Genomic DNA, 13302 nt, shown 5'->3' with positions numbered 1-13302 from the left:
TCACTGCCGCACGCGGGCGCTGCCTTCTAGCGCCACTGGAAATACTCGCGGTGGATGTTGGCCCGGCGGACCCCGGCTGCCCGGAAGGCCTTCCGGAACTGGCGCAGCATGGTGTCCGGGCCGCCCATGAACACCGACAGCCTGCGTGGTTCGGTGCCCACGGCTTCCAGGACCGCCTCGGGGGTCAGGCGGCCGTCCGCCGCGGTGTCCACCACGTGGACCGTAAGCCGCGGATGGTTCCTGGCGACGGCGGCGATCTCCTCGGCAAACGGGGAGGGTCCCGCCGATGTAACGAAGAAATGGACGTTTTCGTGCAGTTCCGCGTCGAGTGACCGGAGCCAGCTGAGGAACGGTGTGATGCCCACGCCGCCGGCAATCCAGACCTGGTCGGCGGTGCCGCGGTGCCGGTCGAAACGTCCGTAGGGGCCCCCGACCACCGCCGGCATCCCCGGCTGGATGACGTCCGGAAGCCTGGTGGTGTGGTCCCCCAGAGCCTTCACCGTGATGCTGATGCCGCCCTCGCCCGCGGGCCCGGAAATGGAAAACGGATGCCGCTGCCAGCCTTCTGCCGTTTCCAGGTAGATCATGGCAAACTGCCCGGGTTTGAAACCCAAGGGGCGGCCGAGGGGACGGAGCGCCACCTCCACCAGGTCCGCAGAGACCGTCCGGACGCCCGATACCTGGTAATCGTGGTGCGGCAGGAAGTGGCGTGAAAGCAGCTCCCGATAGGCATAGAACGCCAGCCCCGTCCCCCCGATGGCCACATAGCTCCACCGCAACGCGGGGGCTGCCTCGAAAGCGCTGGCATCCAGCAGGCCGTGCAGGAATCCGGCAGCCACGAACAGTCCGGTCAGCCGGTGGAACCCGCGCCAGCGTTCATAGCCACCGAGCACGCGGCCTGCCAGTTCGAAGACCCGGGTTTGCAGCGAGGCGATGACGACGCGGCGGGCGGCCGCCGGAAGCATGGTCCGCCACCGCGGGAGGATGGCCCACACCACCAGCGCAATAAGGCCGCAGATGGCCACCACGGCCAACGTTTTGCCCAGGCTCGTGGCCTCGGGGCTGGCCGCAAATTCAATGTGCGGCAGCAACAGGACAGTTGCCGTGATTGCCGCCCTCCGGTGCCAGATGGCCGCGTGGTCAATTCCGCCAAAAATCGGTTCGACGTGCGGGAGCGTGCTGACCAGGACCAGGGCGATCGAGTACAGCAGGACCGACTCCCCACCGAAAAGCTGCCCCACGTACCCAAGGACAGGTTCCCCCGCCGGACGCACCGCATACCAGAACACGGCGTAGGCCACTGCCAGCACCAGCACCGCTCCAGGACCCATCCAGCGGAGGGGCATTCCCAGGATCGCGGCCCGTGGCCTCGTGGCAGGTTTGGTCATTAGCCGGATCCCTTCGTGGTGGCAACCTGCTGCGGATCCAGGCAAAGGACACGCAAAGTGCGGGCCGTTCGTGGCCCGCACTCGCAATTCTAGGGAGGGCAGCGCGCTGCAGCCGCCTTTTCGGATAATTGAGAAGCGTGGCCTGCTGTGAAAGGTTTACCCCATGACGAACCCGCTGCTGACCCCGAGTCCCTTGCCTTATGGCCTGCCGCCCTTTGAATTCCTCACCGCCGAGCACTACGGGGAGGCCGTCAGGGCAGGGTTGGCGGAACACGTGCGCGAGATCAAGGCCATCACAGACTCTGAAGAGGCCCCGACCTTCGAAAATACTGCACTTGCCACGGAGCGCTCGGGGCAACTGCTGAACCGGGCCGCCGCTGCCTTCTTCACGCTGGTTTCCGCCGACGCCTCGCCGCGGATCAGGGAAATGGAAACGGAACTGTCGCCGCTCCTGTCAGCCCACCAGGACGAGATATATCTCAATCGGGCCTTGTTCGACAGGTTTTCCGCGATCGACACCGACCGCCTCGACGCCGAATCAGGCCGGCTGGTGGAGGAATACCTCAAGGAGTTCCGCCAGTCCGGCATCCAGCTTGACGACGCCGGCCAGGAACGCCTCAAGGCGGTCAACGCCGAACTGTCCACCCTCGGAACCGAATTCGGGCAGCGGGTGAAGGAAGGGATGAAATCGGCCGCCCTGTTGCTCGATGATGCCAGCGACCTGGCGGGCCTGCCGGCGGACGACGTCGCCAGCGCCGCCGAGGCCGCCCGCACCGCTGGGCACGAGGGGAAGTTCCTGCTGACCCTGATCCAACCCAGCAACCAGCCGGCCCTGGCCGCACTGGAGAACCGGGAGGTGCGCCGCCGGCTGTTCGAAGCCTCGATCGGCCGAGGCAGCGCCGGGGGCAGCCTCGATGTGCTGGACCTCGTCAAGGACATGGTCCGGCTCCGCGCCGAAAAGGCCGCCCTGCTCGGCTTCGCCAACTTCGCCGAACTCAGCGTGGACCAGCAGACCGCCCCCGACTTCGAAGCTGTCCAGGCCATGATGAACCGGCTGGCACCGGCGGCGGTCCGGAACGCCGACGCCGAGGCCGAGGCCCTCGCCGAGGTCGCCGGGCACCCACTGGAGGCCTGGGACTGGGCCTACTACTCGGCCCAGGTGAAGCGCGAGCGGTACTCCGTGGACGAGCAGGCACTGCGGCCCTACTTCGAGCTGGACAGGGTGCTGACGGACGGTGTGTTCTTCGCGGCCAACGCCCTCTACGGCATCACGTTCCACGTGCGGACCGACCTGGCCGGCTACCACCCCGATGTCAGGGTCTGGGAGGTTAAGGACGCCGACGGCACGGGCCTGGGCCTCTTCCTGGGCGACTATTACACCCGCGAGTCGAAGCGGGGCGGGGCGTGGATGAACTCCCTGGTGGAGCAGTCGGACCTGCTGGGGACCCGTCCCGTGGTGATCAACAACCTGAACATCTCCAAGCCGGCGGCCGGCGAACCGACGCTCCTGACCCTGGACGAGCTGCGTACCACCTTCCACGAGTTCGGCCACGCCCTGCACGGCCTGTTCTCCGCCGTGACCTACCCGCGGTTCTCCGGAACCTCGGTGCCGCGGGACTTCGTCGAGTATCCCTCGCAGGTCAACGAGATGTGGATCATGTGGCCGGAGGTGCTGGCCAACTACGCCCGGCACAACGTCTCGGGCGAGCCGCTGCCGCAGGAAGCGGTGGACAAGCTCGACGCCGCCGCGCTCTGGGGCGAGGGCTTCGGCACCACCGAGTACCTGGGCGCCGCGCTGCTGGACCTCGCCTGGCATGTGCTCGACGGCGACGGGATCCCCGACGACGCGCTGGAATTCGAGGCGAAGGCCCTCGCCGCCGCCGGCGTCGCGCACAGCCTGATCCCGCCCCGCTACCGCACCGGGTACTTCCAGCACATCTTCGCCGGCGGCTGGTACGCAGCGGGCTACTACTCCTACATCTGGAGCGAGGTGCTCGACGCCGAGACCGTCGAGTGGTTTAAGGAGAACGGCGGCCTGTCCCGGGCCAACGGGGACTTCTTCCGCACCGAACTGCTCTCCCGCGGCAACAGCCGCGACCCGCTGGAGTCCTTCCGGGCCTTCCGCGGCCGGGACGCCCGGCTCGACCCGCTGCTCAAGCGCCGCGGCCTGGAATAACCTTCATAAACAAACGACGGCGGCGGGTCACCCACAAGGTGACCCGCCACCGTCGTTCAATGACGCGCGCTAGGCGACTGGCGGTGTGATCCGGCAGCGTGCGTAAAGGGGCCCCGCGCCCCGACCAGCGACGAAGCCGCCAAACGAGGCGCGGGGAATAGCGTGCAGAGGATCAGCGCCGCCAGGCGCCCAAAGAGGACGCGAGGAGGGAGTTACCAGCCTCGTTCGGCCAGGCGGTGCGGCTGGGGGATTTCGTCGACGTTGATGCCCACCATGGCTTCGCCCAGGCCGCGGGAGGCCTTGGCGATGACGTCGGGGTCGTCGAAGAAGGTGGTGGCCTTCACGACGGCGGCCGCGCGCTGGGCGGGGTTGCCGGACTTGAAGATGCCGGAGCCGACGAACACGCCGTCGGCGCCCAGCTGCATCATCATGGCGGCGTCAGCCGGGGTGGCAATGCCGCCGGCGGTGAAGAGGACCACGGGGAGCTTGCCGGCGGCGGCGACTTCCTTGACCAGTTCGTACGGGGCCTGCAGTTCCTTGGCCGCGACGTACAGTTCGTCCTCGGGCAGGGCGGCCAGTTTGGCGATCTCGGAACGGATCTTGCGCATGTGGCCGGTGGCGTTGGAGACGTCGCCGGTGCCGGCCTCACCCTTGGAGCGGATCATGGCCGCACCCTCGTTGATGCGGCGCAGCGCCTCACCGAGGTTGGTGGCACCACAGACGAAGGGAACCTTGAAGTTCCACTTGTCGATGTGGTTGACGTAGTCGGCCGGGGTCAGGACCTCGGACTCGTCGATGTAGTCGACACCGAGGGACTGCAGGACCTGGGCCTCGACGAAGTGGCCGATGCGGGCCTTGGCCATGACCGGGATGGACACGGCGTCAATGATCTGGTCGATCATGTCCGGATCGGACATGCGGGACACGCCGCCCTGGGCGCGGATATCGGCCGGAACACGCTCCAGCGCCATGACTGCCACGGCACCGGCGTCTTCGGCGATGCGGGCCTGCTCGACGTTGACGACGTCCATGATGACGCCGCCCTTGAGCATCTCGGCCATGCCGCGCTTCACGCGGCTGCTGCCCGTGACGCTGTTCGCGGAGGAACCGGCCTCGTTGCTTACATCAGGTGTAGACACAAAAACCCCTATGGGTAGACAGATGATCTTCGCCGGGCATGCGGCGGCAGCTGCCGGAGGTGCACGCACGGATTGCCGGGTCGCTTGACCGGGCACTTATAGACTCAGTCCCCGCCGCACGGCAGGCTTAATCATGTCTAATCTGCGGGCGTGGGCTCTGCCAACGCCTGCCGGCGCACGGAAGTGATGCGCTGGACTACCGTCACAAGGCTGGCCGCCGCCAAGAGGACCAGTGTTGCCAGGAGCACCACCGAGGGCAGGCCCAACCCCGTGAGGCCGGTGACCACCAGGACGGATACCAGGCGTTCAGCCCGCTCGGCGATCCCCACATTGGCGGTGAAACCCAGTGACTCGGCTTTGGCCCGAGCGTACGAGACAACCATGCCGAGGACAAGGCAGACCAAAGCTGCCGTGGCGATGACGGTATTGTTGCCGCCGGTGTAAAACCAGACGGCAACCCCGGCAAACAGCGCGCCATCGGCGACCCGGTCCAGGGTGGAGTCAAGGAAATTGCCCCAGCGGCTCTTCACGTCCTGCATCCGGGCCATGATGCCGTCCAGGACGTCGGAGAAGATGAAGGCCGTGATGAAGAGCGTTCCCCAGAAGAGCTGGCCCAGCGGGTAGAACACCAAAGCCCCCACGGCCACGCCCAGCGTTCCTGCGATGGTGACCGCGTCCGGGGACACGCCCATCCGAAGCAGCCACCGGGCCAGCGGGGTGAACAGCGCGGTGAAGAATCCGCGGGCGTGCCTATTCAGCATCCGACTCCCCGGGCCAGGCCTGAGCCACTTGTTGCCGGACCTCGTCCAGGGTCTGGGTGATGGCCTTGGTCTGGGCAATGATCGGGAAGAAATTGCCGTCGCCGCCCCAGCGCGGAACGATGTGCTGGTGCAGGTGCGCGGAAATGCCTGCTCCGCCGACAACGCCCTGGTTCATGCCGAGGTTGAAGCCGCCTGGATTGGATACCTTGCGCAGGACCCGCATGGCCGTCTGGGTGAGCTCGGCGAATTCGGCCGTTTCCTCAAGGGTCAGGTCCGTGTAGTCCGGGATGTGCCGGTAGGGGCACACCAGCAGGTGGCCGGGGTTGTAGGGAAACAGGTTCAGCACCACGTAGCAGGTCCTGCCCCGGTAGACGATCAGCGCTTCTTCGTCGGTGCGGCCGGGCCCGGTGCAGAACGGGCAGTCGTCTTCGTTCTTGAACTGGTGCTGGCCGCCCTTGATGTAGGCCATGCGGTGCGGAGTCCACAGGCGCTGGAAGGCGTCCGGGACACCGGCGAGGTCGAAGTCGTCGGTAACGCCGGCATCACCTGGATACCCTGCGCCTGTGTTCTCCTGCACTCTGCTGTTTCCGTTCGGCTAGCTGGTCCGGTTACGGACGGCTTCGGTAATCCGCTTGACCGCTTCGGCCACGGGCACGCCGTTGTCCTGGCTGCCGTCGCGGAAGCGGAAGGACACGGCTCCTGCTTCCGCGTCGTCGCCGCCGGCGATGAGCACGAACGGAATCTTGTCCTTGCTGGCCGTGCGGATCTTCTTGGGGAACCGGTCCGAGGAGGTGTCCACCTCGGCGCGGATTCCCGCCGCCTTGAGCTCGTCGACGACGTCAAACATGTACTCGTTGAAGGCCTCAGCCACGGGAATGCCCACCACCTGGACCGGGGCCAGCCAGGCGGGGAACGCGCCGGCGTAGTGCTCGGTCAGGACACCCATGAACCGCTCCACGGATCCAAACAGGGCACGGTGGATCATCACGGGGCGCTGGCGGGTTCCGTCCGCGGCCTGGAATTCGAGTTCGAACCGTTCGGGCAGGTTGAAGTCCAGCTGGATGGTGGACATCTGCCAGGTCCGGCCCAGCGCGTCCTTGGCCTGCACGGAGATCTTGGGTCCGTAGAACGCGGCTCCGCCCGGGTCCGGCACCAGTTCGAGACCTGATTCCTGCGCCACCTCGGCGAGGGTCCTGGTGGCTTCCTCCCAGGTGGCGTCGTCGCCCACGTACTTCTCCGGGTCCTTGGTGGACAGCTCCAGGTAGAAGTCGTTCAGTCCGTAGTCCTTGAGCAGGTCCAGGACGAAGGTCAGGGTCTTGGTGAGCTCTTCCTTCATCTGCTCGCGGGTGCAATAGATGTGGGCGTCGTCCTGTGTCATGCCGCGGACGCGGGTCAGGCCGTGCACCACGCCGGACTTCTCGTACCGGTACACCGAACCGAATTCGAACAGTCGAAGGGGCAGTTCGCGGTAGGACCGGCCGCGGGCGCGGAAGATGAGGTTGTGCATGGGGCAGTTCATCGGCTTCAGGTAGTAATCCTGGCCTGGCTTGCGCACGGTGCCGTCCTCATTGAGTTCGGCGTCCACGTGCATGGCCGGGAACATGCCGTCCTTGTACCAGTCCAGGTGCCCGGAGACCTCGTACAGGTGTCCCTTGGTGATGTGCGGGGTATAGACGAACTCGTAGCCGGCCTCGACGTGGCGCTGGCGGGAGTAATCCTCCATCTCCTTGCGGATGATGCCGCCCTTGGGGTGGAACACCGGCAGGCCGGAGCCAAGCTCGTCCGGGAAGGAGAACAGGTCAAGTTCGGAGCCAAGCTTGCGGTGGTCGCGGCGTTCGGCCTCGGCAATGCGCTCCTGGTAGGCCTTCAGCGCGTCCTTGGTAGGCCAGGCGGTTCCATAGATGCGCTGCAGCTGCTGGTTTTTCTGGTTGCCCAGCCAGTAGGCGGACGAGGACCGGGTCAGCGCGAAGGCGTTGGAGATGAGCTTGGTGTTGGGCAGGTGCGGGCCACGGCAGAGGTCGCACCAGACAGTTGTGCCTTCCTTGCGCTCCACGTTGTCGTAGATGGTGATGTCACCGGCGCCGACCTCGACGTTCACGCCCTCGCCGGCCTCGGCGGCGCCGTCCTTCTTGCCGAGCAGTTCGAGCTTGTAGGGCTCGTCCTTCATGGCTTCGCGGGCCTCGTCCTCACTGACCACGCGGCGGACGAATTTCTGGTTCTGGTTGACGATCTTGAGCATCATCTTTTCGAGGGTCTTGAGGTCCTCAGGGGTGAAAGGCTCGGCAACGTCGAAATCGAAGTAAAAACCGTCGGTGATGTAGGGGCCGATGCCAAGCTTGGCGTCGGGACGCAACTGCTGCACTGCCTGCGCCATCACGTGCGCAGTGGAGTGGCGAAGGACGTTCAGGCCGTCGGGCGAATCAATGGTGACGCCCTCCACCTCGGCGCCCTCGGGAAGTTCCTGGTCCAGGTCCTTCAGTTCGCCGTTGACGCGGGCTACAACAACGTCACGGCGCTCAAAGAAGAGTTCCGCACCGGTTGTCCCGGTAGTCACCTTGGTCTCTTCGCCATCGACGAGAAGGGTGATCTGCTGGGCATCTGACACGGGTGTCTCCTATTCAAAGTTCAGGCTTCATAGCTTGTGGCGTACGGGGACCACAGCCAGCCATCGTCAATGCTATCGGTTCCGGCTGGGGCCGACCAACGCGGCAGGTATCGCCCGGGGCGGGGTTCAGCCGCTGAAACCGGTAATGGCCAGTGCCCTGCTGATGCCGTCAAGGGGATGCGGACCATCCGAGAACGGATGCGGTGTTGATTCCGGGAACGGCAAAGTAGCTGTCCTGGACAGGTCCCAAGCCATGCTCGCGCTCAGGCTGATGCCCCGGGGGCCGGTCCTTCGGGTGGTGCCCCGGATCAACAGCAGACGGGTGCCAAAAAGGAGGGGTCCTGCGCTTTCCTGGGCTTCATGGAAGAAGACCGAGTCCACGCAGCCTGTGCCGTCGTCGATGCTGATGAACACCACCCGCCTGCCGCCGCGCATGGGAGGGGTTTGGGTTGCCACCCGCACACCGGCTACAAGGACCTCGGTGCCGTTGCGCAGGCTGAGGAGGGAGTCTGCAGTGGTGACACCGAGCCTGTCCAGCAAGGGCCGGTGGCTGTCCATCAGGTGGCCGCTGACATCGACGGCCATGAGATCGAGCTCGGCCCTGACATTCTCCACCAGGGTGGGTGCCGGCAGACCGGGTTTGATGTTCCGCAGTTCAACATCCCCCAGTGGCAGGGAAAGTTGCCCTTCCAGGACTTCAACGCCCTTCCGCGCCCCTTTGCCTGCTTGGAGTTGTTGGAGGTGCTGCACAAGATCGGCCCGGTTTGCGTGACCTCCCGCTTCCCGGTGCAGTGAATCGAAGGCACCCAGCTGCGCGAGGCGCCTGATGCTGGGCTTGCTGAGCCGCGAGCGTGCCCTGAGGTCCGCCAAAGAGTCGTACGGCTGTCCGGCGACAATCCGCTTCAATTCTGTCGCTGAGAGTCCGTAAATACCGTTCAGGCTCAATCGGATGCCCAATTTTCCTTGGTCCTTGCCTTCCTCCACCCATTCCACCCGGTACTCCGCCTGGCTGCGGTTGATGTCCAGCGGCAGGATGGGGATGCCAAGACGCCGGGCTTCGGCAACCAGCAGCCGCTTGGGATACATTCCCGGGTCATGCTCCCAGAGCCCGGCAAGGAACGCTTCCGGATGGTGGGCCTTGAGCCAGGCCGACTGGTAGGTGGGTACGGCAAAGGCGGCACCGTGGGCCTTGCAGAAACCAAAGCTGCCGAATGCCTTGAGGGTTCCCCAGACCTTGTCCACCACTTCGGGAGCGTATTTGCGGGCACGGGCTTCGCGGCGGAAGAATTCCTCCACCGCAGTCTCCAGCGCTTCGTTGCCAAGGGCGCGCCTGAATTCGTCCGCTCGGGCCAGCCCGCACTTTGTCATGACGTCGAAGGTTTTGAGGATCTGCTCATGGAAGACCGTCACACCATGGGTTTCCTGGAGCACGGGCTTGAGGTCCGGGTGTGGATACACCTCCGGGGCGAACCCATGGCGGTGTTCCAGGAAGGGGCGCACCATGTCCGATTTCATGGGTCCCGGCCGGAACAGGGAGATGTCGATAATGAGGTCGTTGAACTCCCGGGGTGCCAGCTTTCCAATCAGTTCCCGCTGGCCCGGCGATTCGATCTGGAAACACCCGAGGGTGTGGGTGCTGCGGATCAGCTCATACGTTGGTTCGTCATCGAGGGGGACGGCGTTGAGGTCGATCCGCCCGTCAGCGGCTATGTAGTCAGGTCCGCTGCCATCCGGACCAGCCGGGTGGCGGCCCGCAGCCACCACCTCGGCCTTGGACGGGTGCAGGCGGATCACTTCCCGGACCGCGAAGGCCATGGCGCTCTGCATCCTGACACCGAGGACATCAAGCTTGAGCATTCCCATGGGATCCATGTCGTGTTTATCGAACTGGCTCATGGGCAGGCCCAGGCCGCTGGGCTGGACCGGGGTGCGGTCCAGGAGCGTGGCATCTCCCAGGATGACCCCGCAGGGGTGCATCGAGATGTGGCGGGGCAGCCGGTCCAGCCGCTCGGTCAGGTCCACCAGCAGGTCCAGTTGCTGGTTTCCGTCGGCGTCCCGATGCTCCACCCGGCCGGCGAACTCCTTGAGTTCGGGTTTTTCCTGCAGCGCTTCGCGAAATTTCCTGGCTGAGAACCGCCACAACTGCTTGGCGATCTCCCCCACTTCGTCGTCGTCCATTCCCAGCGCCATCCCGGCGTCGCGCACGGCTCCACGGGCGCGGTACCCGTTTTGCATGCTCATCAGGGTGACGCGCTCGGAGCCGAAGCGTTCGAAAATTTGGCGGTAGACGTTATGGCGTTCAGCGCTTTCGACGTCGATGTCGATGTCCGGCAGGGTGGCGCGGTCGTTGGAGAGAAACCGTTCGAAGATGAGATCGTGCTGCAGGGGATTTACGTGGCTTACCTCGATCAGGTAATTGACCAGGCTGGACGCCCCGGACCCACGGGCTGCAGCCCTGACTCCCATGTCCTGGATCATCCGGGACACCTCCGCCACAGTCAGGAAGTAGGACGAGAATCCCAGGTTCCGGATGATCCCCAACTCATGCTCCAGCCGTGCCAGCATCGTTTTCTCGTCGGGACCGCCGATCCCCGGGAACCGCCTGCCAATTCCGGCATGGCACCGCTGGATGAGTTCCATATGCGGATCCCGGGTGATGCCAATGACCGATGCCTCCGGCACCACGGGCTGCTTCCATCCCATGTCCGAGGCGGGATCCATCCGGCAGAGGTCGGCGAGCGCCTCGGTTTGTGCCATCAATTGCTTGAGGTCGGCGGTCCCATACCCTGCTGCGGAAATGATTTCCTTGCCCAGGCCGAGCATCTGTTCCGCAGTTTTCAGCCACCCCTGGCCGGTGGGCTGGAGCAGCGGTTCCCCTGCCAGCTCCGGAAGGGACTTCAGCGTCCGGGCAGAGTCCAGGACGTCCGCGGTGGGCGCCCCGTCCGCAGCGCAATACCGCACCGCGTTGCTGAGGATGGCGGGGACGTGGTGTTCTTCGGCGAGCCGGAGCATGCGGACAGCATGGGCCGTGCTGAGGGGAAAGCCGGGCGCGCTGAGCTGGGAGACGATTTCTGCAACGACGGTTCCCGCGGGCATGGCATCCAGCCATTGTTTGAAAAGGGTTCGGGGGCGAAGGTAACGCCGTCCCCCCATGGCCCTGCCGACGTCGGAATCCGGTCCAATCAGGACGGTCAGCACTGGCTTGAGCGTTGCAGGGTCGAGGGTCCGGGAGGCCAATTCGGCACGGGTGACAGCCACCGGCACTGTTCCCCCGGCCTTCCCGGAGGTCCTGGCGTGGGCATCGGAAACCAGCCGGCATAGAGCACGGTACCCCGCGCCATTGTTGTGCCCGCGGGCGAGCACCACCACCCGCCCGGCTACCTGCGTGCGGTGGTCCCCTTCGTCGTCGAACACCGCAAGGTCCACCCCCACGATGGGGTCGATGCGCGCAGCCATGCAGGCTTTGAGGTGCTTGATGGTGCCGTACAGGCCGTCCCGGTCGGTGCAGGCCAGGGCAGTGGCGCCGTCGCTTGCGGCGGCCTGGACAAGTTCCTCCGGCCAGGAGACGCCGTAATGGGCGCTGAATGCTGTGGAAACGTGAAGGTGTGTGAAGCTCATGCTGTTCTGGGGCGAAGGGCGTCATGGATCCGCAGCAGCCGCCACCGGCCGCTGCCAACATGCCGGGTGAGGTCGAGGGTCAGGGGTTCTGAAGCATTGTTCGCGTCAGCGGGAAGCACCTGGATGCGCCAGATTTCGTGGTCCACCACGCCTGGGCCGCTTCCCAGGGGAGCCCTGGCGTCTTCAGCCCACCACTGTCGGCGTTCATACCACCGGACAGGTTCGGCGCAGATGAGGTAGTCCCGGCCTGCCCACGTTAACGATTCAGGCTGCCCGGAGGTGGAACATGCCACGTCAATGGACTCGCTGAACATGCCCATGCGCGCCTCCCGGACGGTACTCCCCAAATGCTTGATTCGAATATGTGTTCGAATAAATAAAGTCTACGCCGGGGAGCCGGCAAAACATAGGCGGGGGTGGACGGACCGTGCGGCAGGGAGCAGGATGATGGCATGAGTACCGATGACGCACTCCTGAAGCAGGCAAGCATCAAGACCCAGGACTCCACCCTGGTGGCCACGTTCAATATTGATGGCGCCATTCCGGGGTCCGGCGCCTACGTGGTGGGCTTGATGGGAGCCACGCCGGACTATTCAACGCAGCGGCGGCTGTGCATTGAATTCATGAACGGGGAGGCCATTGCCTGCTACGCGTTCAACCGGGACCAGGGAATCGAGGAAGACTACGACCTGTCCGGCGTATCCCACTCGGACAGCACCATCACCGGGAGCTTTCCCGCCACGGCCTTGAACGGGCTCGGGAAAGGTCACGTCCTGTCAGCCTTCAGCGAGGCGGACGGACGGGAGTTCCAGCATGGGGTTCCGGTGGAGGAAACCCTGTAGGGGTTTCCTTAGCTGTTTTCCTTATGAATCTTCAGTTCGAGTTCAATGAACGCGGAGATCATGGCCCGGTAGGTTGACTCGACGATGTCCGGGTCAATGTCTTTTTTCTCTGCCGCGGCCCGGACGTGCTCGATGATCCGCTCCACCCGGCCGGGAGCCCGCACCTCGGCGTCGTCGCCTTTGAGGGTGCCGGCGATCCGGATCAGCCGCTCGCGGCGGGCGATGAGGGTGACGATCTGGTCATCCACCTCATCGACTGCGACCCGGACAGCTGCGAGCTGTTCCTTGTCGGCCTGGGCATCCCGTTCGTTTCCTTGAATTGTCGCCATCTTCTGACAGTATCGAAGCATGGAGCCAAGAGTCGACTTTATCTCCCTCGGCGTCCGCAGCGTTGACCGGTCGCGGGCCTTCTACATCGACGGCCTTGGCTGGCCGGTCCACCGTGAGGTTGCCGGGGAGGTGCTGTTCGTCCAGGTGAACCACGGGCTGGTGCTCTCGCTGTGGGACGTCCGGCAGATGCAGGCGGAGGCAGGCGTCAGCCCGCCGGACGGGGTTCCCTGCATCACCCTCAGCCATAACGTGGGGAGCGCCGGGGACGTGGACCGGGTCATGGAAGAGGCTGCAGCGGCGGGGGCAGTCATCATCGCCGAACCCGTCACGCAACCCTGGGGCGGCTACACGGGGTACTTCGCGGATCCTGACGGGTTCCGCTGGGAAGTCGCGTACAACCCCACCTGGACCGTGGACGACGCCGGCACGGTCACCGTGTGACG

Annotated in this window: 11 protein-coding genes; 3 read left to right on the top strand and 8 right to left on the bottom strand. The window is 65.2% G+C overall.

Annotated features, from left to right (window positions below; genetic code table 11):
• Window positions 1-26 precede the first annotated feature (26 nt).
• A complete protein-coding gene (locus ACX5I6_RS14335) occupies window positions 27-1388 on the bottom strand; it encodes a ferredoxin reductase family protein (protein WP_461840907.1) in 1362 nt (453 codons plus the stop codon).
• A gap of 163 nt (window positions 1389-1551) precedes the next feature.
• Here ACX5I6_RS14335 and ACX5I6_RS14330 point away from each other — a divergent pair, with 163 nt between their 5' ends.
• A complete protein-coding gene (locus ACX5I6_RS14330; RefSeq protein WP_461840906.1) occupies window positions 1552-3564 on the top strand; it encodes a M3 family metallopeptidase in 2013 nt (670 codons plus the stop codon).
• A gap of 212 nt (window positions 3565-3776) precedes the next feature.
• Here ACX5I6_RS14330 and pdxS read toward each other — a convergent pair whose 3' ends face one another.
• The 6 genes from pdxS to ACX5I6_RS14300 form a co-directional block, all read right to left on the bottom strand.
• Window positions 3777-4703, bottom strand: coding sequence for a pyridoxal 5'-phosphate synthase lyase subunit PdxS (gene pdxS / locus ACX5I6_RS14325; protein WP_026264497.1), 927 nt, complete (start codon window positions 4701-4703; stop codon window positions 3777-3779).
• 137 nt (window positions 4704-4840) lie between these two features.
• A complete protein-coding gene (gene pgsA / locus ACX5I6_RS14320; RefSeq protein ID WP_461840905.1) occupies window positions 4841-5464 on the bottom strand; it encodes a phosphatidylinositol phosphate synthase in 624 nt (207 codons plus the stop codon).
• Complete coding sequence (locus ACX5I6_RS14315; protein WP_285246185.1) at window positions 5454-6041, bottom strand: HIT family protein; 588 nt, start codon at window positions 6039-6041, stop codon at window positions 5454-5456. Before ACX5I6_RS14315 ends, pgsA begins: the two co-directional genes overlap by 11 nt.
• Before the next feature lie 18 nt (window positions 6042-6059).
• Window positions 6060-8069, bottom strand: a complete 2010-nt coding sequence (gene thrS, locus ACX5I6_RS14310) for a threonine--tRNA ligase (RefSeq protein ID WP_461840904.1) — start codon at window positions 8067-8069, stop codon at window positions 6060-6062.
• 126 nt (window positions 8070-8195) lie between these two features.
• Window positions 8196-11687: a DNA polymerase III subunit alpha gene (locus ACX5I6_RS14305; protein ID WP_461840903.1), complete on the bottom strand. Its 3492-nt coding sequence runs from the start codon at window positions 11685-11687 to the stop codon at window positions 8196-8198.
• Window positions 11684-12007 (bottom strand): DUF6504 family protein, encoded by a 324-nt coding sequence (locus ACX5I6_RS14300; RefSeq protein ID WP_285246187.1) that lies wholly within the window; start codon window positions 12005-12007, stop codon window positions 11684-11686. The genes ACX5I6_RS14305 and ACX5I6_RS14300 overlap by 4 nt, the downstream gene beginning before the upstream one ends.
• A gap of 132 nt (window positions 12008-12139) precedes the next feature.
• Between ACX5I6_RS14300 and ACX5I6_RS14295 the strand changes: the two genes are divergently transcribed.
• Entirely contained in the window at window positions 12140-12529 is a 390-nt protein-coding gene (locus tag ACX5I6_RS14295) for a hypothetical protein (protein WP_285246188.1), read from the top strand.
• Window positions 12530-12537: 8 nt separating this feature from the next.
• On the opposite strand, the gene ACX5I6_RS14290 is transcribed toward ACX5I6_RS14295, so the two are convergent.
• Entirely contained in the window at window positions 12538-12858 is a 321-nt protein-coding gene (locus ACX5I6_RS14290) for a chorismate mutase (protein ID WP_285246189.1), read from the bottom strand.
• Window positions 12859-12877: 19 nt separating this feature from the next.
• Between ACX5I6_RS14290 and ACX5I6_RS14285 the strand changes: the two genes are divergently transcribed.
• The gene (locus ACX5I6_RS14285) at window positions 12878-13300 is read left to right on the top strand and encodes a VOC family protein (RefSeq protein ID WP_461840902.1); all 423 of its coding nucleotides are present in this window, start codon (window positions 12878-12880) and stop codon (window positions 13298-13300) included.
• The last annotated feature ends 2 nt before the right edge of the window (window positions 13301-13302 follow it).

This window comes from Arthrobacter sp. MMS24-T111 (assembly GCF_054888995.1).
This window is presented reverse-complemented; position numbering and strand designations above follow the sequence as displayed.